The organism is Rhodococcus sp. FH8, assembly GCF_019266085.1.
Taxonomy (GTDB): Bacteria; Actinomycetota; Actinomycetes; order Mycobacteriales; family Mycobacteriaceae; genus Rhodococcus_F; species Rhodococcus_F qingshengii.
This window is the reverse complement of the sequence record NZ_LPNQ01000057.1, coordinates 515,482-541,195: the sequence shown is the minus strand read 5'-3', so window position 1 is coordinate 541,195 and position 25,714 is coordinate 515,482. Positions and strand designations below refer to the sequence as shown.

General features: G+C 62.2%; 28 protein-coding genes. 11 read left to right on the top strand and 17 right to left on the bottom strand.

Going from position 1 to position 25,714, the window contains the following annotated elements; translation table 11 throughout:
- Positions 1–34: 34 nt before the first annotated feature.
- Positions 35–1,306, top strand: a complete 1,272-nt coding sequence (locus tag ATN38_RS05215) for an MFS transporter (protein WP_064443860.1) — start codon at positions 35–37, stop codon at positions 1,304–1,306.
- Positions 1,307–1,326: 20 nt separating this feature from the next.
- On the opposite strand, the gene ATN38_RS05210 is transcribed toward ATN38_RS05215, so the two are convergent.
- The 6 genes from ATN38_RS05210 to ATN38_RS05185 all read right to left on the bottom strand — a co-directional run bounded on the left by ATN38_RS05210 (position 1,327) and on the right by ATN38_RS05185 (position 6,936).
- On the bottom strand, positions 1,327–2,367 hold the full coding sequence (locus ATN38_RS05210; RefSeq protein WP_081558278.1) for a hypothetical protein: 1,041 nt from the start codon (positions 2,365–2,367) through the stop codon (positions 1,327–1,329).
- A complete protein-coding gene (locus ATN38_RS05205; protein WP_081558277.1) occupies positions 2,364–3,851 on the bottom strand; it encodes a carboxyl transferase domain-containing protein in 1,488 nt (495 codons plus the stop codon). The genes ATN38_RS05210 and ATN38_RS05205 overlap by 4 nt, the downstream gene beginning before the upstream one ends.
- A gap of 93 nt (positions 3,852–3,944) precedes the next feature.
- Complete coding sequence (locus ATN38_RS05200) at positions 3,945–5,138, bottom strand: ABC transporter permease (protein ID WP_019744870.1); 1,194 nt, start codon at positions 5,136–5,138, stop codon at positions 3,945–3,947.
- Positions 5,135–6,031, bottom strand: a complete 897-nt coding sequence (locus ATN38_RS05195) for an ABC transporter ATP-binding protein (RefSeq protein ID WP_218747683.1) — start codon at positions 6,029–6,031, stop codon at positions 5,135–5,137. The genes ATN38_RS05200 and ATN38_RS05195 overlap by 4 nt, the downstream gene beginning before the upstream one ends.
- 43 nt (positions 6,032–6,074) lie before the next feature.
- Positions 6,075–6,620: a hypothetical protein gene (locus ATN38_RS05190; RefSeq protein ID WP_003939943.1), complete on the bottom strand. Its 546-nt coding sequence runs from the start codon at positions 6,618–6,620 to the stop codon at positions 6,075–6,077.
- Positions 6,613–6,936 carry a helix-turn-helix transcriptional regulator gene (locus ATN38_RS05185; protein WP_003940147.1) on the bottom strand — a complete coding sequence of 108 codons (324 nt, stop codon included), beginning with the start codon at positions 6,934–6,936 and terminating at the stop codon, positions 6,613–6,615. The genes ATN38_RS05190 and ATN38_RS05185 overlap by 8 nt, the downstream gene beginning before the upstream one ends.
- Before the next feature lie 109 nt (positions 6,937–7,045).
- On the opposite strand from ATN38_RS05185, the gene ATN38_RS05180 reads away from it, so the two are divergent.
- From ATN38_RS05180 to ATN38_RS05170, 3 genes are all read left to right on the top strand, one after another.
- Positions 7,046–7,462 (top strand): hypothetical protein, encoded by a 417-nt coding sequence (locus ATN38_RS05180; RefSeq protein WP_308255848.1) that lies wholly within the window; start codon positions 7,046–7,048, stop codon positions 7,460–7,462.
- Between the two features lie 74 nt (positions 7,463–7,536).
- Positions 7,537–7,950, top strand: a complete 414-nt coding sequence (locus tag ATN38_RS05175) for a VOC family protein (RefSeq protein WP_021332241.1) — start codon at positions 7,537–7,539, stop codon at positions 7,948–7,950.
- A complete protein-coding gene (locus ATN38_RS05170) occupies positions 7,951–8,526 on the top strand; it encodes a TetR/AcrR family transcriptional regulator (protein ID WP_218747682.1) in 576 nt (191 codons plus the stop codon).
- A gap of 12 nt (positions 8,527–8,538) precedes the next feature.
- Here the strand turns inward: ATN38_RS05170 and ATN38_RS05165 are convergent, their stop codons facing one another.
- From ATN38_RS05165 to ATN38_RS05155, 3 genes are all read right to left on the bottom strand, one after another.
- Positions 8,539–9,378 (bottom strand): aldo/keto reductase, encoded by an 840-nt coding sequence (locus ATN38_RS05165; protein ID WP_064073993.1) that lies wholly within the window; start codon positions 9,376–9,378, stop codon positions 8,539–8,541.
- 145 nt (positions 9,379–9,523) lie between these two features.
- Positions 9,524–11,155, bottom strand: coding sequence for an ABC-F family ATP-binding cassette domain-containing protein (locus tag ATN38_RS05160; RefSeq protein WP_030535395.1), 1,632 nt, complete (start codon positions 11,153–11,155; stop codon positions 9,524–9,526).
- A gap of 66 nt (positions 11,156–11,221) precedes the next feature.
- Positions 11,222–11,818, bottom strand: coding sequence for a class I SAM-dependent methyltransferase (locus tag ATN38_RS05155; protein ID WP_030535396.1), 597 nt, complete (start codon positions 11,816–11,818; stop codon positions 11,222–11,224).
- A 130-nt stretch (positions 11,819–11,948) separates the two neighbouring features.
- Here ATN38_RS05155 and ATN38_RS05150 point away from each other — a divergent pair, with 130 nt between their 5' ends.
- Entirely contained in the window at positions 11,949–12,797 is an 849-nt protein-coding gene (locus ATN38_RS05150) for an aldo/keto reductase (protein ID WP_037128502.1), read from the top strand.
- Positions 12,798–12,861: 64 nt separating this feature from the next.
- On the opposite strand, the gene ATN38_RS05145 is transcribed toward ATN38_RS05150, so the two are convergent.
- A complete protein-coding gene (locus ATN38_RS05145; RefSeq protein ID WP_007733403.1) occupies positions 12,862–14,013 on the bottom strand; it encodes an NADH:flavin oxidoreductase in 1,152 nt (383 codons plus the stop codon).
- A 202-nt stretch (positions 14,014–14,215) separates the two neighbouring features.
- Here ATN38_RS05145 and ctaD point away from each other — a divergent pair, with 202 nt between their 5' ends.
- From ctaD to ATN38_RS05130, 3 genes are read left to right on the top strand one after another with little or no spacing between them, the layout of a single operon-like run.
- Positions 14,216–15,970, top strand: a complete 1,755-nt coding sequence (gene ctaD / locus ATN38_RS05140; protein ID WP_046379038.1) for a cytochrome c oxidase subunit I — start codon at positions 14,216–14,218, stop codon at positions 15,968–15,970.
- 45 nt (positions 15,971–16,015) lie between these two features.
- On the top strand, positions 16,016–16,489 hold the full coding sequence (locus tag ATN38_RS05135; RefSeq protein WP_003939892.1) for a MarR family winged helix-turn-helix transcriptional regulator: 474 nt from the start codon (positions 16,016–16,018) through the stop codon (positions 16,487–16,489).
- A gap of 55 nt (positions 16,490–16,544) precedes the next feature.
- Positions 16,545–16,964: a DUF5313 family protein gene (locus tag ATN38_RS05130; protein ID WP_042451127.1), complete on the top strand. Its 420-nt coding sequence runs from the start codon at positions 16,545–16,547 to the stop codon at positions 16,962–16,964.
- Between the two features lie 9 nt (positions 16,965–16,973).
- Here ATN38_RS05130 and ATN38_RS05125 read toward each other — a convergent pair whose 3' ends face one another.
- Positions 16,974–18,002, bottom strand: a complete 1,029-nt coding sequence (locus ATN38_RS05125) for an NAD(P)/FAD-dependent oxidoreductase (RefSeq protein WP_217018920.1) — start codon at positions 18,000–18,002, stop codon at positions 16,974–16,976.
- Positions 18,003–18,035: 33 nt separating this feature from the next.
- Between ATN38_RS05125 and ATN38_RS05120 the strand changes: the two genes are divergently transcribed.
- On the top strand, positions 18,036–18,662 hold the full coding sequence (locus tag ATN38_RS05120) for a helix-turn-helix domain-containing protein (protein WP_007727793.1): 627 nt from the start codon (positions 18,036–18,038) through the stop codon (positions 18,660–18,662).
- Between the two features lie 56 nt (positions 18,663–18,718).
- Positions 18,719–19,177 (top strand): GNAT family N-acetyltransferase, encoded by a 459-nt coding sequence (locus ATN38_RS05115; RefSeq protein ID WP_007727787.1) that lies wholly within the window; start codon positions 18,719–18,721, stop codon positions 19,175–19,177.
- Between the two features lie 12 nt (positions 19,178–19,189).
- Here the strand turns inward: ATN38_RS05115 and ATN38_RS05110 are convergent, their stop codons facing one another.
- The 6 genes from ATN38_RS05110 to ATN38_RS05085 are packed head-to-tail and all read right to left on the bottom strand — an operon-like array spanning position 19,190 to position 24,822.
- Positions 19,190–19,726 carry an AAA family ATPase gene (locus ATN38_RS05110; RefSeq protein WP_050654689.1) on the bottom strand — a complete coding sequence of 179 codons (537 nt, stop codon included), beginning with the start codon at positions 19,724–19,726 and terminating at the stop codon, positions 19,190–19,192.
- 53 nt (positions 19,727–19,779) lie between these two features.
- The gene (locus ATN38_RS05105; protein ID WP_003939865.1) at positions 19,780–20,574 is read right to left on the bottom strand and encodes an MHYT domain-containing protein; all 795 of its coding nucleotides are present in this window, start codon (positions 20,572–20,574) and stop codon (positions 19,780–19,782) included.
- Positions 20,575–20,614: 40 nt separating this feature from the next.
- A complete protein-coding gene (locus ATN38_RS05100; protein ID WP_003940118.1) occupies positions 20,615–21,202 on the bottom strand; it encodes an ATP/GTP-binding protein in 588 nt (195 codons plus the stop codon).
- Entirely contained in the window at positions 21,183–21,557 is a 375-nt protein-coding gene (locus tag ATN38_RS05095) for a DUF742 domain-containing protein (protein ID WP_007727785.1), read from the bottom strand. Before ATN38_RS05095 ends, ATN38_RS05100 begins: the two co-directional genes overlap by 20 nt.
- 5 nt (positions 21,558–21,562) lie before the next feature.
- Entirely contained in the window at positions 21,563–21,979 is a 417-nt protein-coding gene (locus ATN38_RS05090) for a roadblock/LC7 domain-containing protein (RefSeq protein ID WP_003940329.1), read from the bottom strand.
- Positions 21,976–24,822: an ATP-binding protein gene (locus tag ATN38_RS05085; protein ID WP_256931572.1), complete on the bottom strand. Its 2,847-nt coding sequence runs from the start codon at positions 24,820–24,822 to the stop codon at positions 21,976–21,978. Before ATN38_RS05085 ends, ATN38_RS05090 begins: the two co-directional genes overlap by 4 nt.
- Positions 24,823–25,200: 378 nt before the next feature.
- Between ATN38_RS05085 and ATN38_RS05080 the strand changes: the two genes are divergently transcribed.
- A complete protein-coding gene (locus tag ATN38_RS05080; protein ID WP_042451123.1) occupies positions 25,201–25,710 on the top strand; it encodes a hypothetical protein in 510 nt (169 codons plus the stop codon).
- The last annotated feature ends 4 nt before the right edge of the window (positions 25,711–25,714 follow it).

Sequence of the window (25,714 nt, the reverse complement as noted above, 5' to 3'; positions counted from 1 at the left end):
TGGGATAGGCCAGGGACTGAAAGGGGGGATCGATGTGACAGGTGCAGCGCAACGCGCAGGCTTCTGGGGAGTCCTCGCTCTGCGTGACTTCCGACTTCTGTGGACCGGCGACGCAGTCAGCGGTATCGGAAACGGTGTCACGACCGTCGTACTGCCGCTGATCGCGCTTCGCGAACTGGACGCCAGTAGCTTCCAGATCGGTGTGCTGGCATCAGCAGTGTGGTTGCCGTGGTTGATCGTCGGACTACCAGCCGGTGCCTGGATCGACCGGCTGCCTCGGCGCCCGATCATGATGATCGCGAACGCTGCGTGCGCGCTGTTCTTCGCGAGCCTCGCGATCGCCGGCTTCCTGGAGGCGATGACATACGGCCACCTGCTCCTGGTCGCGCTGCTCACCGGTACAGCCACCGTCTTCTTCCAGGCGGCCTATCACTCGTATCTCCCCACGGTGCTCGCCGAAGCGGATCTTGTCGAAGGGAACTCGAAGATTCAGGGCGCTGAGGCCGCAACTCGGGTGATCGGCCCAAGCGTCGGTGGGCTGGTGGTTGCAACTGTCGGGCTCGCGGCCGGTCTGGTTGTCGACGCGTTCACGTTCGCCTTCTGCTTCGTATGCATCTGGCTGATTCGTGTGCAGGAGACCGTCCATCGCGGACAGAATCAGCGAGAACCGTTGCGACGGCAGATTGCGCTCGGACTGCGATTCGTCGCCGGTGATCCGTATCTGCGGTCGATCGTCGTCTACGGCACTCTGCTCAATTTCGGTCTCACCGGGTACTCCACGATCCAGATCGTGTTCCTGGAAAAGACGGTTGGCGTGGGGGAGTTCGGACTCGGGCTTCTCCTGGCGATTGCCGGGGTGGGCGGAATTGTCGGATCGATGATCGCGCGCCCGCTCGGCCGCAGATTCGGCACTGCCCGAAGCGTTCTCATCTGTCAGTTGGTGACGGGACCGTTCATCCTGTTAGCACCTCTGACGACGTACGGTGCCGGCCTGTTCTGGTTCTGCATCGGCGGCATGGTGATGGTTGCGGGCGTCGTGTCGTGCAACGTGGTGCTCGGCAGTTTCCGTCAAAGTTACTGTCCGCCGGACCGCCTCGGACGAGTGGTGGCAACGAGTATGTTCCTGCTGCACAGCAGCATTCCGCTCGGTGCTCTGACGGCAGGCTACCTCGGCGACGCAGTGGGACCGCGCGGGACGATGTGGATCATGGCCTGCCTGATCGCGCCGTGCGGATTGGTCTTGCTCTTCAGCCCCCTCCGCGGAATCCGCGATCTACCGAGTCGGCCGGCGATCTCAGTGCGGTAGAGAATCGCTGCGGTAGGGGATTACTGCGGTAGAGCCGCGGCGGCCTCTTCGCTTCGAATCGCGATGCGAAGAGTCGCGAGCATGAACAGTGACACCGCGAATCCGAAAAGCGCGCCGAACTGGTCCTGTGTGAACAGATAAACCTGCGTCACCAGAAGGCTCACGATGAGGGATGCACGCAGGAGCCTCAAGGCTCGCAGGTACGGACCTCGGAAGAGGAACCACACTCCCAGAACCACAAGAACTCCGGTTGCGACGGTGGAGATCTGTACCACCAGGTCGGAGACGTCGTCGGCCTCGACGACGTTCTCGGACACCAATGCGTAGATCACCTGGACAATCGCCAGAAGAGCCTGCAGCACGAACAGGGTCAGTACCAGTCGGCGGACGACCCGGTGCCGGAGCACTTCCTCGGCACGGTGGAAGAACGCATTGCGGCCACGAGTGATCTTCGATTCGATACCGCCGGTCGGCGGAGTCCGTGAATGCAGGCCGGCCTTGATCGAATCGACGAGGTCGGTGAGGCTGCGGTCTTCGACGCCGTCGAGTACGCGGAGGGCGTGGTTGTACTGGATCTCGTCTAGCTGACCGAGAGCGAGGTCCGAGAGCGCTCGCGCCCCGATGGCGAGCCGATGACGATCATTCATTCCGCGCCGAATCACCACCTCGCGCGCGGCAAGATAGAAGAGAACGAAGACGACGTACATGATCGCGATGGCAGGCTGGTAGAAGTAATCGACGTCGGCGGTGACGAATTTTCCGACCTCGTCGATGAAGAGACCGAACCCGATTCCGCCGACGAGCGTGGCCAGGTCACGCGTGCGAGAGCCTTCGGTGATGGCGGTCGCCACGATGGCGACGGCCATCAGCAACCCGCCCCAGAGAACGTGTGCGATGTGGAGGGCGCCGCCCCCGATCTGGGGATAGCCCGTTGCCGCCAGATAAGCGCGGGTGATCAGCACGGTGGCGACGCCGGCGAACAGGAACAATTCGAAACGAGCGAGTGCCGCGCGGTCGTAACTGTGCGGCAGCGTCAGCGCATTCCGGTCCTTCGTCGTCATTGCGGAACTCCCAGGTTTCGATAGCGCGCGATACGGGAGGCCTGGCGATCGGTGTCCGACTCTTCGGCAAGCACGAAGAGTTCGTGCGCTATCGCAGCCCCTACCCTCTTGGAGAATTCCACGGGTTCGTCGGCCGCGTCAGGCGTTTCGGGAATGATCGCGTCGATCACGCCGTCTCGAAGCAGATCCAACGAACGAATGCCCTGCGCTGCCGCCATCTCCGGTGCGTGACTGATGTCGCGATGGACGATCGCGCTTGCGCCTTCCGGCGGCAGGGGAGCGAGCCACCCGTTCTGTGCCGCGAGTACCCGATCGGCGGGCAGCAGCGCGAGCGCCCCGCCGCCTGTTCCCTGACCGAGCAACACCGACACTGTCGGGGTCTTCAGCGTCACGAGGTCGGCGATGCAACGGGCGATCTCAGGGGCCAGTCCACGTTCTTCAGCTTCTTTGGACAGCGACGCGCCCAAAGTGTCGATCACGAGGACAAGCGGGAGTTGTAGTTCTTCGGCAAGTTTCATGCCACGTCGTGCTTCCCTGAGCGCGGCCGGTCCCATCGTGGTGAGCGCGGATTGGCCACTGCGGTCCTGGCCGAGCAGGATGCACGGAAAGCCTCGGAAGCGGGCGAGCGAGAGCAAGATCGTCTTGTCGGTTTCACCCTGCCCGGTGCCGCTGAGCGGTACCTGTTCGGTCGCTGCATGGCGGAGCAACTGCCGAATGCCTGGTCGATCGGCCCGGCGCGAGAGCATCACCGACTGCCAGGCCGGAACATCGGGAATCTCGGGTGAGGGAATCGGCTCCGTGGCCGCCGGAGCCGGGGGATCGGTGAGCACGCACAATGCTCGATTGACCAGCAGGCGGAGCCGGTCGACGGGGACGACGCCGTCGATCACGCCGTTGCGATACAGATTCTCGGACGTTTGGATTCCGTCGGGAAACTTTTCGCCGTACAGGGATTCGTAGACACGGGGTCCGAGGAAACCCACCAGAGCGCCTGGCTCCGCGACGGTGATGTGGCCGAGGGATCCCCATGAGGCAAAGACCCCGCCGGTGGTGGGATTGCGCAGGTATACCAGGTAGGGCAGGTGTGCCGCTTTGTGAACAGCCACTGCCGCAGCGATCTTCACCATCTGAACGAAGGCGACGGTGCCCTCCTGCATCCGCGTTCCGCCAGAGGTGGGCGAGGCGAGCAGCGGGAGTTGTTCTGCCGTAGCACGTTCGACGGCGGTCACGATCCGCTCGGCCGCGGCGACTCCGATGGAACCGGCGAGAAAGCTGAATTCACAGGCAATTACCGCGACCCGACGTCCCCGAACGGTACCGACACCGGTGACGACGGACTCGTCAACTCCGCTCTTCTCGCGGGCCTTCGCCAGGTCTTCTGCGTATTTCGGGCCAGGTCCGACGTCGACGGGCGGGGAGTCCCAAGAGACGAAGCTCTCGGGATCGAGTACCGCAGTGAGTAGTTCTTCGGCCGAGATTCGCACAACGTCCTCCAAGTAAGCAGCACCCCGTCCAGGATGAACCTACCTGGACGGGGTGCCGCCGGGATCGCGTGGCGCCAGTTGTGCGCTGGAGAATCAGCGTCCGAACGCCTCTTTCCATGACACGACCTTGCCGATACGAAGGATGGAGCGCTGGTAGATCTTTGCCGCGATCATCGACAACGCAGCGGTCACCACCAGCATCAGCAGAATCGTTCCCACGATCTGGAACGGAGAAGCAACACCGGCGGAAATACGCAGGGGCATGAGGATTGCCGAGAACGGCGGAATCCAACTCAACACGTTGCTCAGGGTTCCTTCTGGATTGCTCACCGAAACGAAAGCCACGCTGACCATCGCCATGACGAGCAGCGCGAGAGGCATCGCGGTGGCGTTGACGTCCTCCTGCCGCGAGACCATGGACCCGGCGGCGGCGTACAGCACGGCGAAGAAGAGGAAGCCGAGAATGAACCACCCGAGAGTGCCGAACAGAACGCCGATCGCGGTGCCCGTCACGGTCAGGACGCCCGTCGCCAGTCCGGTGGCGACGCCCGCGACGGCATAGGCAGCCATCTGCATCAGGCCGACAGCACCGATTCCGAGAACCTTGCCCCACAACAACTGCAGCGGACGAAGAGTGGAGAGCAGCAGCTCGACCACGCGACTGGACTTCTCCTCGACGACGCCCATCGCCACGTACGTTCCGAACAGCAGGATCTGCATGTAGAGGAGCACCACAGCAGCGATCGACATCGCTATGCGTTGGCCCTGTTCGGGATCCGGGGGATCGATGGCATCGATGGTGACCACTGCCGTGGACGTGGCTTCGGCGAGCTGAGCCGGATCGATCCCCGCAGCGGAAAGCGCATTCGATTGTGCCTGTTGTGCAACGGAACTCTCGATGACAGCGCGCAGATTCGTGGGCACTTCCTTCTTGGTCACGACAGTGACGCCGCCGCCCGATCCAGCGATCACGGCCACGTCGAGGTCGCCGTCCTTGACCTGGTTACGCGCGGTTCCGTCGTCGGAAACCTCCGTCACCGTCACCGGATTTCCGAGGGTGTCGCCGATGGACACCATCGTGGCACTGAGTGATTGGTTGCCGACCAAGCCGATCTTCGACTTGTCCTCGTCGCCGCCGGAGAAGAGTGAGAAGGCGATGATGCCGCCGACGATCGCGACCAGAATGATGACGTTGCTGATCACAAAACTCTTCTTCGAGATCTGCGTCATGAATTCGCGTCGGGCGACCAACCCGATGGCTCGACCTCCGCTCAACTGGTTGCTCATGCGGCTACTACCTCTCGGAACAGATCGGTCAGTGACGGACGTCGTAGCGTGAACTCGTGCACCGGTCCGGTTTTCAACGCTGCATGCAGGATCTGCTGATCGTCGGCGGTTCCGTCGACGCTCAGGAGCGTTCGACCGTCGAGGTGGCTCAGTGTGGTGACACCGATCAGATGGTGTGCCCAACCGACCGGCGCGTCAGGGGCGAAGACTTCGATTCGGCCGTCGCCCTTGTCTCGTAGTTCGTCGACGGTTCCGATCTCTCGCATGCTGCCGCGGCTGATGATGCCCACGCGATCGCACAGGCGCTCCACCAGATCCAACTGATGGCTGGAGAAGATTACGGGAACACCGGTGCGAGCCTTCTCGACCAACACGTCACTCATGACATCGACCGCTACGGGGTCAAGGCCCGAAAACGGTTCGTCCAGAACGAGTACCGCTGGATCGTGAACCAGCGCGGCCGCGAGCTGCACGCGTTGCTGATTACCGAGGGACAGGGAGTCGACGGTGTCCTTGACGCGTTCGGCGATACCCAGACGTTCGGTCCAGCGCTCTGTCGCCGCATGCGCATCGGCTTTCGAGAGTCCATGTAGCTCGGCCAGATAGGAAAGTTGCGCGCCCACCTTCATCTTGGGGTAGAGGCCGCGTTCCTCCGGCATGTATCCGATAGTGCGACGCACGTCGAGGTCGACAGCTTTGCCGCCGAGGCGAACTTCTCCCGAATCTGCTCCGAGCACACCCAGCGCAATGCGCATCGTGGTCGTCTTGCCGGCGCCGTTGCTGCCGACGAATCCGAAGATCTCGCCTGGGCGCACTTCGAAACTCAGGTTGTCGAGTGCGACGACGTCGCCGTAGCGTTTCGAGATGCCGTCGATCGTGAGGGTGGCTGACATGGGTCCTTCCCATCGGTCGAGTGGTGCGCTTCGGTAATACGGGTCAGAGATCGAACTCTTCCGAATCAATCGGATCCGGGTCTGGATTGGTCCACGAGAGAATCATCGCGGGCGTGCACGCGCCGATCAGCATTGCAGTCAGTGCCAATAAACCTCCCGTGTAAGGCAGCCTCTCTACATTCCACTGCACCGACGAGGTGAAAATGAGGAAAATGGCGACAATGAAGACCAACGTTTGGGTCACGCTGAGCCCGACGGAGCGAGCGTCGTTGCGTTGCTGGATCTCCCATTCGTCCAACGCCTGCCGCGGAGCATCCCCTTGCCGGCCCGACACGATTTGAAGTGAGGACCACGTCGGCAGGAACAGCAGGGTGAGGACCGGCCATGCCACGGCGAAGAGCGGATTGAACAGGCATGCTGTGCTGACGGCAACCATCGTGGTGAACAGGACCGCCAGGGCGACGACGAGTACGCGCCGACGTCGACGGGTTCGCCAATTCGGGAGCCAATGTCGGAACGTCTCCTCGTTCTGCAGGAACCGCCGAGTGCGGTGGGCCTGGTAGCGGTCGATCAGATTTGATTCAGGCACTTGGCTTTTCACTCCCCTCGGTAGTGCGGTCAGATCGGTAGACCTCCGTCGACGGTGCATTCCGGTAGACCTCCGTCGACAGCGGCCCGAACTCCGTCCGGGAGAACACCGCCTCCACCGGGAGGTCGAACACCCAGCAGATTCGGAATGCAAGATCCAGGCTGGGGTAGTGGTCACCGCGTTCGAGTGCCCCCACCGTCTGCGGATTCACGTCGACGAGTTGCGCAAGCTGTGCCCGGCTCATCTTCCGCTCGGCGCGAAGCACTCCGATGCGATTGAAGATGGGGAGCGCGTCTCCCCGCCGGACTGGGCTCATGCATCAAAGTGTTGTAAAAACCCAACAGTTTGTCAACACGAACCGCGATTGTTCCGCTTCTGGGGCGTGCCGGCGGATAAGGTTCGGGCAACGGAAGGGGCTTGGCATAGTGGTCGAACAGTTGGTGCTCGAAGAGTCCGGCCTGGTCGTGCAGGTGTGCGAGGATGGTAGCTACTGCGTGGGACCGCAAGGGTGCGAAGCGGTCTGGCGCGATCCGATGGAGAAGGGTGCAGTCATCGGTATCGGGCAGCACACTCCGGGGGATGTGGAAGGCGAATCGTGGTGGGTCGTGTACGGCCAGTCGGACATCGGGGCGGACGTCACCGTTCGACTCGAGGACGGGTCGCACGTGCCGGTTTCGCGCCTCGGTGAGATCTTCGCCAGTGAATGGGTGAGTACCCCGCAGCAGGCGTTGCTGTACCGGTCCGATCGCCCGGTGGAGTCGCAGCCCACTAAACTGTCTGTGCTGTTCGCCAGGCCGAAGTTCATGCCCAAGGCGGCGTTTCCGGAGAATGATCGCTTGTAGTTGAAGCGAGCTGCCGTCGGGAGGCTGGCAGCCATTTTCTCGAAACATTACGGTACGTACTGTACTGTTTTGGAATGACAACTTGGCCGAACGACCTCGCAGTAGTGCAAGTGCGCGTAGCGCGACCCACCGACAGGCTCGACGATGTGATTGCGTTCTATCGCGACTGTCTGGGATTGCCAGAGCTCTACCGGTTCTCCGGTCATGCCGGGTACGACGGAATCATGCTGGGTCTGCCGGATTCGAACTATCACCTCGAATTCACGACCCACGAAGACGGAAGCCCGTGCCCGGCGCCGACGCAGGACAACCTGTTGGTGCTCTACTTCGCCGGCGAGTCGGCGATGTACGAGGTAGTTCAGAGGTTGGGGGAAGCAGGGCACGAACCCGTTGGCGCCGAGAATCCGTACTGGGAGGAGAATGCGGGGATGACTTTCGAAGATCCCGACGGCTGGCGTCTGGTGCTCATGCCGCGGCCGGTGCTGTAGATGGTGCGCGCCCGCGACGAGCGGATCGACGACGCCGTTCTGGCGGCAACCCTGGAGTTGTTGGGGGAGAACGGATATGCGGAGCTGTCGATCGGTTCGGTGGCGACGAGAGCGGGCGTGCATCGACCCGCCATCTACCGGAGATGGCCGTCGAAGCGGCATCTGGTGGTGGACGTCGTCGTGGCGCACATCGGCACTGATCCAACGCCGGACACCGGCGATCTCAGGGCAGACCTGGTCGCCGGCATCACGACATTGGTTGTGGGGCTGAGCGAAACGGTAGTCGGGCGGATCCTGCCCGCGTTGGTCGCGGATCTGGCGGCGGACCCGGAATTGGCGCGGGATTTCCAGTCGGCATTCTTTCAGCCTCGACGCGATTCCACTGCGGCAGTGCTGGAATCGGCGCGCCTACGCGGCGACATACGGAGCAACTTCGACCTGGACTTCGTCCTGGACGCGCTGGCGTCGCCGATCTATTACCGAGCGTTGTTCCGTCACTTACCGCTGGACGCGCTCCTGGCCGAGCAGTCCGTCGATTCTGTGCTGCTGACGTTGACTCCCCGCGAAAATTCTTGAAGCCGTTTCGATTCAGTTCAATTCGACTGGATCAGGCCCGACACGGCTGTCGGTGTTCAGCGCTGCGATGGCCGCTGACTCGTCGGCATCGAGTGCGAAGTCGAAGATTGCGGCGTTGTCGCGCATGCGTGCAGGCGTGACCGACTTCGACAGAACGGTGTGACCCTGTTCGAGATGCCAGCGCAGAATTATCTGTGCCGGGCTCTTGCCTTGTGCTGCAGCAATTTTCCCGATGGCCGGGTCGTCGAGGATGGTTCCTTGTCCCAATGGGCTCCAAGCCTCGATTTCGATGCCGCGACTTCGCGCGTACTCCCGTGACGCGTGCTGTTGCAGTCTGGGGTGCAATTCGATCTGGTTGACGGCCGGGGTGATCGAGCTGTGCTCGGCCAGCAGTTCGAGGTGCTCGGGCAGGAAGTTGGACACACCGATCGCCCGGGTGCGGCCGGAGGCGAGAATTTGCTCGAATGCCGCCCAGGTCTCGACGAACAGGCCCTTTGCCGGCGCGGGCCAGTGAATCAGATAGAGGTCGACGTAGTCGAGTCCGAGCTTGTCGAGGCTGGTGTCGAAAGCGGCGAGTGTTCGGTCGTGGCCCTGATCGTCATTCCACAGCTTGGTGGTGACGAACAGCTCTGACCTAGGGATATCCGAACCTGCGATGGCGCGGCCGACCCCGGCTTCATTTCCGTAGATCGCGGCCGTGTCGATGTGGCGGTAGCCGATCTCGAGAGCTGCGGCAGTGACCTCTTCGGTCTGTGCGTCCGGTACCTGGAAAACGCCGTACCCGAGTTGCGGGATGGTGATCGGCTCGCCGGTGGTTCCGTGAGTCAGTGTGCGGTCGGGGATCGACAACATTGAAGAGTGCCTTTCGGGACTGGGATGTGGCAGCTCGACGGGGGATCATGTCATCCGCGGGCCAACTATGCCGCGCATGCAACTATTGCGTGCGCCTGATAAATAGTTGCACACGCGGGTTGTTTGCGCAAGCAGAGTCGATCGGCTACTCCTCGAAGAGCTGTCCGTTCTCCATTCTCCACCGGCGCGTGCTTCGGGTGGACTGCAGCATGCGTCGATCGTGAGTGACCAGAAGGAGGGTTCCCTCGAACGACTCCATTGCCTGCTCGAGCTGTTCGATCGCCGGAAGGTCGAGATGGTTCGTCGGCTCGTCCAGTACCAGTAGGTTCACGCCGCGAGCCTGGAGCAAAGCAAGTGCAGCCCTTGTTCTCTCGCCGGGGGACAGGGAAGCGGCAGATCTGAGTACGTGGTGTCCGCGCAGGCCGAACTTGGCGAGGAGAGTGCGGACATCGGCATCGGGCCAGTCCGGAACCTGCGCACCGAAGGCCTCCACGACTGGTTGATCACCTTCGAACAATCCACGCGCCTGATCGATCTCACCGATCGCGACACCGGAACCCAGCGACGCGATGCCCTCGTCCGGGACGAGTTTGCCGAGCAGGACGTTGAGGAGGGTGGTCTTGCCTGCCCCGTTCGCGCCCGTGACGAGAATTCGATCGCCCCAGTCGATCTGCGTCGTGACCGGACCGAAGGTGAACTGACCGCGAGTTACCTTGGCGCCGTTCGTGGTCGCGACAACGGATCCGGACCGCGGCGCCGCCGCGATCTCCATACGAAGTTCCCACTCCTTGCGCGGTTCCTCGACCACTTCGAGTCGCTCGATGCGGCGTTGAGTCTGGCGGGCCTTCGCGGCTTGCTTCTCCGTCGACTCGGTCCGCAATCCGCGTCCGATCTTGTCGTTGTCCTTGGCTTTACGACGCGCGTTGCGGACGCCGTGTTCCATCCAGTTGCGCTGCATCTGTGCGCGATCTTCGAGATCGGAGCGGGTGCCTGCATATTCCTCGAACGCCTCGCGTGCGTGCTGGCGGGCGATCTCGCGTTCGGCGAGGTACGACTCGTAGCCGCCGTCGTACACGGCGATGTCCTGTTGTGCCAGATCGAGTTCCACGATTCCGGTGACGGTGCGCGAGAGGAACTCGCGATCATGGCTCACGACAACCAGTGCTGCGCGCGTCTCGGCGACAAATCGCTCCAACTGCTCGAGACCGCGTAGGTCGAGATCGTTGGTGGGCTCGTCCAACAAGAGAATGTCGTAGCGCGAAAGCAACAGTGACGCGAGGCCGGCGCGCGCGGCCTGACCGCCGGACAATGCCGTCATGTGAGCATCGAGTGGAACTCCGAGACCGAGTTCTTCGACCACCTTCTCGGCGCGCTCGAGCAGGTCGGCGCCGCCGAGAGCGAGCCAGCGTTCGAGAGCCGGGGAGTACAGATCCTCTTCGGCTTCGGCCAGGGTTTCGGCTGCGGCGTTCATGACTTCCTCGGCGTGGGCGACGCCGGTGCGGCGGCCGAGGAACTCGAGGACGGTCTCACCCTCGATGCGATCGGGTTCCTGCGCGAGGTAACCGACCGCAGCATCCGGCGGGCTGAGGATGATCGAACCTTCGACGTCGGCAGTTCCGATTCCGGCCAGTGCGGTGAGAAGCGTCGACTTGCCGGCGCCGTTCGCGCCGACGAGGCCGATGACGTCGCCGGGGGCAACGGTGAGGTCGAGGTCGGAGAACAGGGTGCGTTCTCCCCGGGAAGCAGAGAGGCCGCTGATGCGCAGTGTTGCAGTCACCTGAGAAGTATCCCCGGTGCTGTGCGCCTTTATTAACCGCGGGCGGTTAATAAAGGCGCACAGCAGTCAGCCACGGACCAGGTGATACCAGCACGGATGTGCCGCACGGACCGGAAGTGGCGATTCACTCACGTCCGCGGCCATGCTCGAGGCCATCGACCAACCGTCGAATGCTCGCATGACGTCCTCCTCCGAGACGCCGTGTGGCATCGGCCAACGGTGCCCCGGTCCGAATGCGAACATCACCATGGACGCCCCGGGTGCGGTGATCGCGTTTACGGATCTCCCGTAGTCCCGCCGTTGATGATCGGTGAGCCCGTGAAAACAGCCGATGTCGAGCACCAGCATGTGCCCGCCGTCGACGGCAATGTGCAGGTCTGCCGCGTCCTCGTGGAGGAACCGGACGTCGACGTGTGCTTCACGCGCGTGTATGCGCGCTTTGTCCAGCGGTTCCTGTTCGGCGTCGACGCCGGTGACGTGCCAACCGCGTTGCGCCAGCTCGATGGAATGGCGTCCGGTGCCGCAACCGATATCGAGTGCACGGCCACCTTCCGGGACGGGAATCGCATCCAGAAGGCCGGACAGTTGAGCGTCGAACCCGTGCCCGGTGTGCTCCCACGGAGTGACGCCGACCTTGTAGGCGAGACGATATGAAAGATTCATCGCTCTCTCTTTTCTCGAGGCGATTCCAATACTTGTCTTCCAAGGTAGACCGGCATTTCGGGCGGTACAAGGGCACTGCCCGGAGGTTCGGCGGGGAATGCCTCCCGGCCCTCGCGCGTTGGATCCATATATGACCGAGACCAACGATGTGACCTCTGTACCGACCATTGTTCTGAACGACGGTAAGACGATCCCCGCACTCGGATTCGGTGTGTTCCAGGTTCCGGACGACGAGACGCAGGAAGCCGTCTCCACAGCCCTGAAGACCGGCTACCGCAGTATCGACACCGCCAAGATCTACGGCAACGAGGTGGGCGTCGGCCGCGCGATCGCCGAATCCGGCATCGCCCGCGAAGACCTTTACATCACGACAAAACTGTGGAACGACGATCAGGGCTACGACTCGACGCTTGCGGCATTCGACGCCAGCCTCGACAAGTTGGGTCTCGAGTACCTCGACCTGTACCTGATCCACTGGCCGGTTCCGTCCAAGGACCTGTACGTCGAGACGTTCAAGGCATTCCAGAAGCTCAAGGCCGACGGACGGGTTCGATCCATCGGCGTCTCCAACTTCACCATCGAGAACCTCGAGCGCGTCATCGGCGAAACCGGTGAGGTGCCGGTCCTCAATCAGATCGAGCTTCACCCCAAGTTCAACCAAGCCGAACTGCGCGCCTTCCACACCGGCAAGGGAATCGCGACGGAAGCGTGGAGCCCGCTCGGACAGGGAACCGTTCTCGGCGACCCCGTCATCACCGCTATCGCCGACGCTCATGGCGTCACCGCGGCTCAGGTGATCATTCGCTGGCACCTGCAGATCGGAAACGTGGTGATTCCGAAGTCGGTGACCCCCGAACGTATCGCCGCCAACTTCGATGTCTTCGGATTCGAACTGACACCGGAACAGATCAACGCGATCGGTGCTCTCGACGACCCGGCCGGCCGCATCGGCCCCGACCCGGTCACGCTCGGCAGCTAGTACTTCCGGCAGACCCACAAACGGCACTCCCACAATTGCGGGAGTGCCGTTTTGTCGTGCGAGGTCAGTTCAGGTGTGTGCGATGTTCTGCGGTGAATGCGATGTGCTCGTCCGCGCGTCCGGTGCGGAGCTTCTCGACCCACTCGGGATCGGCGAGCAGCGCGCGCCCGATGGCAACCATGTCGAATTCACCCCTCTCGTACTGAGCTTCGAGACGCTCCAGTCCGGTGACAGCAGATGCAGCTTCGCCGGTGAATGCCGTCGTGAACACGGAATCGAGTCCGACCGAACCGACGGTGATGGTCGGCAACCCGGTCAGCTTCTTCGTCCAACCGGCGAGGCCGAGTGTGCCGTCTTCACCGTCGAGTTCAGCGAATGCCGGTTCCCAATGACGCCTCGTGGACGGATGCAGAACGTCGACGCCGGCGTCGACCAGGGGAGTGAGGATGCGGCCGAGTTCTGCCGGGCTCTGGGCGATACGAGCGTCGTAATGGCCGGACTTCCACTGCGAGAATCGGTAGACGATCGCGAACTCGTCCCCGACGGCCTCTCGGATTGCGGCGACGACCTCGGCCGGGAAACGGGTGCGGGCCTCGAGTGATCCGCCGTATCCGTCGGTTCGGACATTGGTTCCCGCCCAGAGAAATTCGTCGAGCAGGTAGCCATGTGCTCCGTGCAACTCGAGACCGTCGAAGCCGGTGTTCTTCGCGTTGAGTGCGGCGTCGACCCACGACTGCTTCAAGTCGTCGAGGTCAGAGGTGGTGAATTCTCGTCCCAGGCGGGTGCCGTCCAGTGCCAGGCCGGAGGGGCTGACGGTTTCGACCTCGGGGTTCAGGCGCGAGTTCTCGCCGCGTTCGACTCCGAGGTGCCACAGCTGAGGAATGATCGATCCGCCTTCGGCGTGGACGGCGTCGACAACCGACTTCCAGCCACCCAGGCTCGAATCGCCGTAGATGCGCGGTACGCGGGTGTGCGGGCCGGCTGCCGGGTCCGGGATGTACGTGCCTTCGGTGATGATCAAGCCGACACCACCTGCTGCGCGACGACGGTAGTACTCGGCTACGTCGGCGCCGGGGATTCCGTCCGGCGAGAAGGCGCGCGTCATCGGGGCCATGGCGAAACGGTTACGCAACGAGAGTGATTTGACCTCGAAAGGCTCGAAGAGGCCGCGCAACGCGGAGGCCTCGGGTGCTGTCGATGTGTCGGGAAGAGTCACGGGTTTGTTCAACGCGGCGGACCCTCGACCTATTCCGCCGCCTGACTTTATCTCACCGAAATCTGCAAAAGGTTGCGTACGTTCGGTTTTCGATAGATGCTCACGTCGACCACACTTAGTTTGTGCATTAACTATTAACATGCGATATGGTCGTGCGGAAAGTTCTTGAGGCGGTATCGAGCACGAAAGAGGACGCGCGAGCATGACGACAACGGTGCCGGACGAGCGGACCGGAGAGTTGGAGCCGATTCCGGAGCGGCCGTACCCGAAGCGCCGTGATCCCAAGGGGTCGTGGATGTTCGACATGATCAAGACCACCGATCACAAGAAGATCGGGATCATGTACATGATCACGGCTTTCGTGTTCTTCCTGATCGGCGGCCTGATGGCCCTGTTCATGCGTGCGGAACTGGCTGTCCCCGGGATGCAGTTCCTCTCGAACGAGCAGTTCAACCAGTTGTTCACCATGCACGGCACGATCATGTTGCTGCTGTACGCGACGCCCGTCGTTTTCGGCTTCGCGAACTACATACTTCCGCTGCAGATCGGTGCCCCGGACGTGGCGTTCCCGCGTCTGAACGCATTCGGGTTCTGGCTCTTCACTTTTGGTGGTCTCATCGTTCTCGGCGGATTCCTCACGCCGGGCGGCGCTGCCGACTTCGGTTGGACCGCGTACACCCCGTTGTCGGGTGCGGTGCACAGTCCCGGCGTCGGCGCCGACCTGTGGGTCTTCGGTCTGACGGTCGGTGGCCTCGGCACCATTCTCGGTGCGGTCAACATGATCACCACCGTGATCTGCCTGCGCGCACCAGGCATGACGATGTTTCGGATGTCCATCTTCACGTGGAACATCTTCATCACCAGCATTCTGATCTTGATGGCGTTCCCGTTGCTGACCGCTGCGTTCATGGGTCTGTTCGTCGACCGTCACCTCGGTGGACACATCTTCGACCCTGCGTCGGGTGGAGTTCTGTTGTGGCAGCACCTGTTCTGGTTCTTCGGTCACCCCGAGGTGTACATCATCGCGCTGCCGTTCTTCGGTATCGTCTCGGAGATCTTCCCGGTCTTCAGCCGTAAGCCGATCTTCGGGTACACCGGATTGGTCTATGCGACACTGGCGATTTCAGCTCTGTCGATCGCGGTGTGGGCTCACCACATGTACGCGACGGGTGCTGTTCTCCTGCCGTACTTCTCGTTCATGACGTTCCTGATCGCCGTGCCGACAGGTGTGAAGATCTTCAACTGGATCGGCACGATGTGGAAGGGGCAGTTGACCTTCGAGTCGCCGATGCTGTTCTCGGTCGGCTTCTTGATCACCTTCCTGTTCGGTGGTCTGTCGGGTGTCATTCTCGCGAGCCCGCCGATCGACTTCCATGTCACCGACACGTATTTTGTCGTCGCCCACTTCCATTACGTGGTCTTCGGTACGGTCGTGTTCGCCACGTACGCCGGTATCTACTTCTGGTTCCCGAAGATGACCGGTCGCATGATGGACGAGCGCCTCGGCAAGTGGCACTTCTGGACCACGTTCGTCGGTTTCCACGGCACGTTCCTCGTTCAGCACTGGCTCGGCGGCGAGGGGATGCCGCGTCGCTATGCCGACTACCTGCCCTCGGACGGGTTCACGGTTCTGAACTCGGTGTCCACGATCTTTGCCTTCGTACTCGGTGCCTCGACGCTTCCGTTCATCTGGAACGTCTTCAAGAGCTACCGCTACGGCGAGGTGGTCACCGTCGACGATCCGTGGGGTTACGGAAACTCGCTGGAGTGGGCAACCACCTGCCCGCCGCCGCGTCACAACTTCACCGAGTTACCGCGCATCCGCAGTGAGCGTCCGGCGTTCGAGCTGCACTACCCGCACATGGTGGAGCGAATGAGGGCGGAAGCGCACGTGGGTCTCACCGGGCAACCCACGTCGACGTTGGAGAAGAGTGACGATCGTCGCCAGATTGATTAGTGCAATAATAGTTGCTGCACTAATTAATCTGATAATATCGGAGTCATGACGACGAAGGCTCCGCAGACGCAGATGGATGATCCGCTGGCTCTCGACCGGCAGGTGTGCTTTGCACTTGCGGTCGCGAACCGGGCGGTGCTGTCCGTCTACCGGCCACTGCTCGAGCCGATGGGCCTCACGCATCCCCAGTACCTGGTGATGCTGGCACTGTGGGGAAAGTCGCCGATGGCGGTCAAGGAAATCGGGCAGGCACTGCAACTCGATTCGCCGACGCTGTCGCCGCTCCTCAAGCGACTCGAGGCGTCCGGGCTGATCACGCGAACCCGTAGCCGCGCCGACGAACGGCAACTGGACGTGGACCTCACCGAAGCCGGTGTGGCACTGCGCGCGGAGGCGGAGAAGATCCCGCCGGCGGTTGTCGCGAAGCTCGGCGTCAGCCTCGCCGAACTCGAAGAACTCCACAACGTTCTGACGCGGGTCAACGAGGCCGCGCTCCGCGCCGGAGCCTTGGACCAATGAGAGAAATGTGATGACTGCATCCGAAAGAAACGTGATGACTGCGTCAGTACCGTCGATGCGTACCGAACAGGTGACTTCCGTGACTTCCAAAAAGCAACGTACGAGCCCGAATCCTCTTCAGTGGTTGGGTTATTCAGTGGGGCGCAAACTGCCCGATTCGATGCAGGACTGGGTACGAAACGACCTGATCGGTGACTGGGCCGTGCCGCGTCACCTGATCCGAAGCATGGTGCCGTTCATTCCAGTGTTCGCGGCCTTCATGCTCTTCCCCGGACCGTGGGCCCTGCGGGCATCGATGGTGCTGCTCGGAGTGCTTCTGGCACTGTTCTATTCGGTCTCCTACATGGCTCAGAACAGGTCGCGCCGCCTCGAGCGTCACGGTTTGCCTTCCGACCTCGAGAACCCGAAGAAGATCTCGCGCCACGACGCCGAGAAGGCCGCCTACGAGAAGTTGCACGGCGGCCCCGCGACGTAGACGCCTCGGTCACAAGCCGTGGAGGGCGCTGCCGCCGTTCAACTCGCAGACGCGTTGCTCCACTGTCGCCGAGAAGCCCCCTTCCGGCTCGGTCGAACGAAGAGCCGATTCGACATCTTGCTCGACCAGATATCCGTTGATCGCGATTGCCGCGGTCGAACCTGCCGCCGCAGCATTGATTACCTGGGCGCGAGGGTCGACGACGTTGCCGGCGCCCCAGATACCAGGAACACTGGTGGCGCCGGAACGATCGACAGCCACGAATCCCGTGGGGCTGGTTTTGCAGCCGAGTCGCGTCAGATGTGCGTCGTTCGGAACGAAACGCGGCGCAACGAACAGTGCTGAGCGCGCAACAAGTTGGCCGTTGTCGAGTTCGACGGCCCTCAGTTCGCCTCTCTCGCCGATCAATCCAGATACCGATCCGTCGGCAACCGTCACTCCTCGGGCAGCCAGTCGCGCGCGTTCGTCGGGGGTGAGCGAGATCTTGTCGGGGAAGAACGTCACATCCGACGACCACTGTCGGAGTAGAAACGCCTGGTGAAGTGACATCTCGCGAGCGTCGCCGCCGAGAACGCCGATCGGTTGGTCGCTGATCTCGTACGCATGGCAGTACGGGCAATGGAGCACGCTTTGCCCCCAAAGCTCCTGGATGCCTGGTATTTTCGGGAGTGAATCCCGTAGGCCGGTGGCAACCAGCACAGTACGAGTTTCGAGCGTCGTGCCTCCTGAAAGTTCGACGACAAAGCCGGGTTCGATACCGCACCAGGAGATGTCGACTACGTCATCTTGTGTCAATTCCACTCCGTACGTCTGCAATTCGCTGCGTCCGACGGCGAGCAACTCACGTGGCGCCATGCCGTCGCGCGAGAGGAAGCCGTGCATGTGTGCTGCCGGTGCGTTGCGCGGTTTGCTGGAATCGATGACGGCGACCGAGCGCCGAGCACGACCCAACACCAGGGCTGCGCTGAGTCCGGCGGCGCCACCGCCGACGATCACGGCGTCGAGGATCTCAGTTTCAGTGTGTGTTCGCATGAGCACAGATTGCTCGCAGAGGAGGTTCATCAGCAACTAATGTTGCCATTTCTGGGAATCGTCGTCAGACTCGGCACCATGAATGTCAACGGTCCGCACATCGATGCCGCCATCTCGCAGATCGGCGCGCGCCTCAAACGCATTCGTACACAGAGGAACGTCACACTCACAGCGCTGTCCGAGTCCACCGGTATTTCGAAGAGCACCCTGTCGAGGCTCGAAGCGGGGGAGCGTCGCCCGAGCTTGGAGTTGCTGCTTCCGATCGCGCTTGCCCACCAAGTGCCGTTGGACCAACTGGTGGCGGCACCGCAGGTCGCCGATCCACGCATCCAGAGTGCGCCTCGAAGCGTCAGTGGGCGAACGGTATTGCCGCTGACTCGGCAACCGGGTGGGTTGCAGGCATTCAAGATGACCATCCCGGCAAGCCAGACGGAACCGGATCCCCAAGTGCACGACGGCTACGAATGGCTGTACGTGTTGTCGGGGAGGTTGCGGTTGGTGTTGGCCGATCACGACATCGTGATGGGTACGGGTGAAGCTGCTGAATTCGACACCCGAAACCCGCATTGGTTCGGCAGTGACGGGCGCGGCCCGGTCGAGGTACTGAGTCTGTTCGGCCCCCAAGGAGAACGCATCCACGTTCGGGCCAGGCCTTCGGCGAAGTGACGGACAGTCATACTTTCATTCGATGCTGCCGGAAGCGAAGAGGATAGTGAGGGTCTGTGCGAATCGAAATTGACGACCTGAGTCGGGATGCGGTCCGTGCTCTACTCACCGAACATCTCGCCGACATGCACGCGACCTCGCCCTCGGACAGCGTTCACGCGCTGGACGTCACGGGGCTGATGGATATCTCTGTGACCATGTGGACGCTGTGGAGCGAAGGTGACGAGCTACTCGGTTGCGTCGCACTCAAGGAACGGTCGTCGGCGGGCGGCGAGATCAAGTCGATGCGAACGTCATCGGCAGCAAGGGGGCGTGGCGTGGGAACGCGACTTCTTCAACACGTCGTGGACGAGTCGAGACAACGAGGTTACCGGCAACTCGAATTGGAGACCGGTACGCAAGAGTTCTTCGATCCAGCTCGCCGGTTGTACGCGAAATTCGGGTTCGTGCCTTGTCCACCGTTCGGGAACTACCGCGAAGACCCGAACAGCGCATTCTTCGTTCTCACCTTGTGAGCAGCTCGCACGCTACAGCATCTTGGCTGTGATGCGTCGTACTGCACTGTCGGAGTCCATGATTGCGGTGTCGAGCACCAGCCGTTCCGTAGTCCACGGCTCGTAGTCTCGATCCAGAATTTCCTGCCACGTCGGTAGTACGAGATCCGGGATGTCGACGACTCGCCGTTCAGCGCGTCTGCGATGCTCGTCGGGATCCGAACAGATGACCTCGACACCGAGCAGGCGCGCCGAATTATGTTGTGCGGTAGCGGACCAGGCGTTTCGTGTCGCCTCGACGGGGTTGACGCATTCGACCACGACCGAAAGTCCCAGTCGCAATTGTTCGGCGGCGAGCGCGTACCCGGTGATGTATCCGGCGGTCCCGGACCCGTCAGCGATACCGCTGCGGATCAGCGCCTGTTCGATGGTATCGATCCGCACGAAGGGGATTTGGTGACGCTGCGCAAGCGCCCGCGCGATCGTCGACTTGCCGGTGGCCGGCAAACCACCGATCACGACCAGCGTTGCGCGAGTCGATGGCTGGGGGTTGTGTCCGGCATCCACCATCCCCGAAATGTACGGGGCGTTGTCGATTTACGTGAACTCGCCCCGTACTCTGCTCAGTTCGAGATCGCGAACTCTCGTGCTTCGAACGCCAGATCGTCGGCGGCGGATTCCATTCGTGCCGTCGCGCGGTTGGGTGCTGTCAGCACTGCGACAATCGGAACTGCCAACGCCAGCAGGCCGAGAACGAAGACAGGGAAGAGGAACGAGAACACTTCGAGTCCCTGTGGCGCCGGGGCTGCCGCGTCGTGAACAACCTCGACAGCGGCCATTCCGGTGTAGTGCATACCGACGACAGCGATGCCCATGATGATTCCGGCGACAAAACGCAGAATCGTGGACTCGAGCACCATGGTGAACCACAGTGCAGCGGTTCCGGCGACGACTGCGATGAGAACCGACAGTGCAACGAAGAGCAGGTCGTAGTGGATCTCGCCCTGAAAGCGCAAGGCGCGCATACCCGTGTAATGCATGATGTTCACGGCGAGACCGGTTACCACGCCCCCGATCAGAAGCCGCGTCCAGCGAAATTCGGTCCCGATGATCAGCAGGCCGACAAACACGGCCCCTACTGAGATGATCGCGGAGATCACGGTCCATCCGAGGTTGTATCGAATGGGACTGCCGGGGACCGCGAAGCCGAGCATGGCGATGAAATGCATGAGCCAGATGGCGACGCCACCGATCGACAAGGCAGCCATGGCGAGCCATCGCATGCGTGTGGCGGTTGTCGTCGCCGACGCTGAATGCCTGGTGCACGCCAGGCCGACTACCGACCCGACCACGGACACGACGTAGGCGAGTCCGAGCAGCCAGATTCCCATCGAGAAATGGTGCATTTCATCCGACATGCCAGTTCCTTTCGGCGGCGATTCGCATCTGGTGATTCATCTAGACGACTGCTTCAGCTGCAAGTCGTTCGAGGGAGTATTCGGTGACGGCGATCAGCGCGCGTTTGGCTGATTCGCGGTTTCGGGCGTCGATCTCGATCATGGGAACCCGGTTGGGTAGAGCCAACGCCTGGCGGAGATCGCTCGCCGAATGGATTGGTGCGCCGTCGAAACGGTTGACCGCCACGATGAACGGGAGGCCTCGCGCCTCGAAGAAGTCGACTGCGGCGAAGCTGTCTTCCAGGCGACGCGTGTCGACCAGAATGACCGCACCGATCGCACCGGTGATCAGGTCGTCCCACATGAACCAGAAGCGGCGCTGTCCCGGGGTTCCGAACAGATAGAGGACCAGGTCGTCGGCGAGAGTGATGCGCCCGAAGTCCATCGCGACGGTCGTGGTGCTCTTGTCGGGAGTGGATCCGAGATTGTCGATACCGTCGCTGGCGTCGGTGACCATGGCCTCCGTGCGAAGGGGGACGATTTCGGAGACGGTCCCCACAAGTGTTGTCTTGCCAACACCGAAACCCCCGGCGATCACGATTTTTGTCGATTTCACGCGAGACGATGAGTCAGAGTGCCCGAAGTCCACTGAGGGTCCTTTCGATCAGTTCGCGTCGCTCGACTCGAGATGCGTCGCTTCGCAGAGTGGCATGTATTTCCAGTGATCCGGCTACTACGAGGTCGGCGACCAGTACCCGCACGACTCCGATCGGAACACCCAGGTGGGCAGCGATCTCGGCAACCGAGATCCGCTGCTCGCAGAGTGCGACGATCGATGCACGAATATCCTGCGGTGCAAGATTGTTCGAGACCGCGTCTTCGATCGTCGCGATGATCGCTTCGAGTGGGAGGTCGATGGACGGCAGGGTCCGACCTTCGGTGAGCGCGTACGGCCGGACCAAGCTCGGTTCGGCGTCGTCGTACTCGGATTGATGGTGAGGCATCGAACTCAAATACCCTGCGATGTTCTCGGGGCAATGTCCATGGTGGTGCCGACGCGATCGACGAGAGTCGCCATTTCGTAACCGATCTGGCCGATGTCGCATCCGGCGACAGCGAGAGCAGCAAGGTAAGCGCCACTACCGACGCCCATGAGAAGCAGGTAGCCGTTCTCCATCTCGACGACGGACTGCATGACGGCTCCACCGTCGAAGAGGCGTGACGCCCCCGCGGACAGGCTGGCGAGTCCGGAAGTGACAGCGGCTAATTGATCGGCCCGGTCGAGCGGAAGATGCGTGCTCGAGGCCGTCAACAACCCGTCGGCTGAGACGATGATCGCGTGACTCACACCCGGCACGTCTCGGGCAAAAGCCGATACCAGCCAGTCGAGTGCGCGGGGAGTCTCTTGGGCTCCGACAGTGTTCACTGTTCTCCTTCATCGTTGTGCAACATCGTGGACGCTTCGAAAGACTGTCCGCCATCGGGCTGATGGTCGGCAGCGCGCCGACGCCCTCGTTGTACTCCGGATTGGTAACTGCTCCAACCACGTTGGACGTCCGCCGGATTGGATGCATGGCGCTGTGTCGTTCCACCTCTCCCGACTGCGCCGGGAACCAGGCGGGCTCCGCGGTCTCGAATGGGAAGTCCGGAATCGGCGATCTTGGTGACCGGCATCTCGAACGAGGTCCGAGCGGCCAGCCAGCCTTGATCCGCGTCGGTGGTCCACGCACTGCCGGTGGAAGCAGCTGACGTCTCCGCCGTCGGGTCCACGAGCCACTCGGACACCATCCGGGCGAAAATCGGCATCGTGGTCGGGGCAGCGAGTACGCCGTTCGAGTTGCCCTCTCCCGCGCCGTCAGCGCGCGCCGATGCGCGAGCAGAGAGCCCGTCACGGGTGCGCGAGGAGAAGAACGCCGCAGTATTTGTCGGCGTCGGGGCTGAGAGCCGGTGCCGTGGCGGCGGGGTTGTCGACGGGTGTGGACCCACCGGGATCTCGGGACCCTGTGCCGGCGAGGTGAATTCCGGCGAAGGAGTACGCACGGGAAGGGACGTCGATGCGCTTGTGCCTTCGGGATCGGGCAGAGGAGCGAAGGACGACACGGAGGTGGCGGGTGCAGCAGTGGTCGGAGTCGAGGTACTGACCGCCGGTACTCCACTTGTGCCCGGAGTGCGACGTGGCAACCCCGAAGGCGCTGTTGTCGTGGGAATGGATTGCGGTGTGATCGGGGCGAACGTCTCAGTCCGGTCGGTGCTGTTGCTGGGCGTTCGACGCGGGAGATCTGCGAAACTTCTGGTCGCAGGCTGCGGGGGTGCCAATTCGGTCGGGACGGGCTGTGACCAGGACGGTTCAGACGGTGCGGGCGGCGGAGTCCGATCGAGCGTGGGCACGGGTCCGGTTCGCGGCGTGCGGATCTCGGGTCCCCGAGAAGAATCGAGTATCGACGTCGGTAGGAGCACCGTTGCGGTGATGCCGCTGTGCGTCGACGACGTTGCCGTCGGGCGCAGGCGCACAGAGATGTTGTAGCGACGACTGATTCGGCTCACGACGAACAAACCCATGCGACGCGCTGTATCCGCGCTCATCTCGCCGCCGGCGGCGAGGCGCTCGTTGGCATCGAGGATATCGGCAGGCGACATGCCGATACCGAGATCTGCGATCTCGACGATCATGGAGCCGTCGATGGTGCGGGCAGCGTTGATGGAGACGGTGGTCTCCGGCGGGGAGTACCGCAGAGAATTGTCGAGCAGTTCAGCGATGAGGTGAACGACGTCCGGGGCAGCATGACCGGTGACGACTCCGGGCGGTATCTGCCCGAGTTCGACGCGTCGATATTCCTCGACGCCTGATACCGCCGCACGAAGGATATCGCCGAGAGCGACGGGGGCGGTTCTGGCGCGGCGTACATCGGTTCCGGCGAGAACCAACAAGTTGTCGCCGTTTCTACGCATTCTCGCGGCGATGTGGTCGAGCCGGAACAGATTCTCGAGGCGACGAGGGTCGTCTTCGTCCTGCTCCAACTGTTCGATCAAACCGAGTTGCTGGTCGACGAGGGACTTGTTACGCCTCGACAGCGTTTCGAACATGTCGTTGACCTGGCGCCGCAGGGTGGCCTGCTCGCCGGCCAGCGTGATGGCCTGACCGTGCATGTCGTCCACCGCGCGTGCAAGCTCGCCGATTTCCTCGTGGGTGCGGATCGGTACACGGGCGAAGTCGACGTCGTCGATACTGGCACCTGCGCGAATTCGTTCGATCGCGTCGGGGAGTCCGCGTCGTGCTGCTTGCAATGCGGCAAATCGCAGCCGACGGATCGGATCGATGAGCGATCGGCTGATGACGAGGGCGATGGCCAGTGCCAGCAGGACCGCGCCGAGCACGATTGCAGTGTCACGAAGTGCTGCGGTTCGTGCTGCATTGGATTCAGCGGTGACGGTATCGCCGAACTCGGTGACGGTGGTGTCGGTCAGGCTGTTGTACTGGTCGTTTCCGGATTTCAGATCGGTACCGACGCGGCTCCCCAGAGGAGAGGTCGACGGGGTTGATCCGAGTGAATTGATCCGGTTCTGAGCGGAGTTGCTGAGGGTCCGGACGGTGTCGTTGCTCCCGTCGATGGCGAGAATGTTGTTCAGAGCGACCAGTTCGGCACCGGCGGCACTGACCATCGAGGTACGAGCCTGCTGGTCCGGATCACCTGAGCCGAAGAGGATTCGTTGTTCGGCCAGTGCTCGTCGCGCATCCCAGAGTGCTGAGAGTCGGCCACCCTCTTCGCGCAGCGCCGGACGCTGAGAATGCTCGACGACGCTGGTGAAGGTGCTCGAGAGTGCGCGAGAGACTTCGCCGACCCGCGAAACCAAGCGTGCGGGAGCCACCGCGCCGGCGGCGACCTCTTCCATGATGGAACGGCTCTCTGCGAGCGCCGAAGTCACTTGGTCGTTGAGGTCGTCGTCGGACTGGAACGCGCGCGCGGCGTCGACCAGTTGATCCATTGCGTCCGAAACCGCTTGTGTGGCGGGGCCGGTGTCAGTGCGTGCCGATGCAGCTTCGGCGAGCTCGTACAGCGCGGATTCGAGATTGATCGCGGCGGGCACAGCGAGGGCGCGCTCGGACGAGGAACTCAGCTGTGCGGCTTCTTCGAGTTCCGTCTGAACGCGAAGGGCTCCGAGGACGACGGCGACGATCATCGGCAATGCGAGAACGGCGATGACCTTCCATCCCAGGCGCCATTCGCCGATCGACCACCAAGAGGTTGTCGTGTGTGAATCGTGTTTCATGCGGAACATGGCCCCTTCACGTCAACCCCCCGTGGGTCATTGCCCGAACCCCTTCGATCCGGTTTGACCAGAAGGGGTAGTTAGCTGAACGGTAACAGACTGTTCGCTGGCTCGCTACATCCCAGTTGGCTTCTTGGATCGCCGATGACTATATCCGGATTGTAAGGCCAGGTGAAAGGGTAAACGGACAAGTGCGGCGAATGGGATAGCCGGAAAGTCCAATTTGGTAGCTCGGCGAGCGGTGTTGCCCGGGAATTCGTGGAACTCACGGCAAGCATCTGGCTCGTGTCCCGACATCGAGGACACGTCCGAACGAGGCGCACACGCATGTCAGAATGTGGAAACCGCACCGATGACCGAATTGAACTTGGAGCCATAGTGAGTGGAACTGCTCGCGACGCGTTGCGCGCGATCGCCGAACTGCTCGCCCCTGACAGCGCTGTTGTCATCGATCGTGTGACTCTCGCGATCGACCAGCCGGAACGGTATGTCGAAGTACAGAACGAGTTGTACTCACAGACGCTCGAGAAGCCGCACCCGGAAATGGCGTGGTTTGCTCTCGTCGACGCATTGCACGAACAAGAACGCCTGGTCTGGGTGGATTGGAACGAGGGCGCTGCCGAGGTTCTGGGTCAGCTGCGAGTGCTCACGTCGGCGCCGGCGGGATCGTGGGAGTGGGCGGACAGTCTTGCCATGGGCTTCGATCGAGCTGCCGGACTCGAATCGCTTCTCGCCCGTATCGTCGACAACATCACCGATACGGGCGTTTCACTTGCCTGGCTCGACAGCGACAGCGATACGTTTCTCCTCGCGCTCGTCCCGAGTGTTCACGGTGCAACGCTCGTCGAACTCGCGCTGGCAACCGGGCACTGCGTGCGCGTGTTCTAGAGTC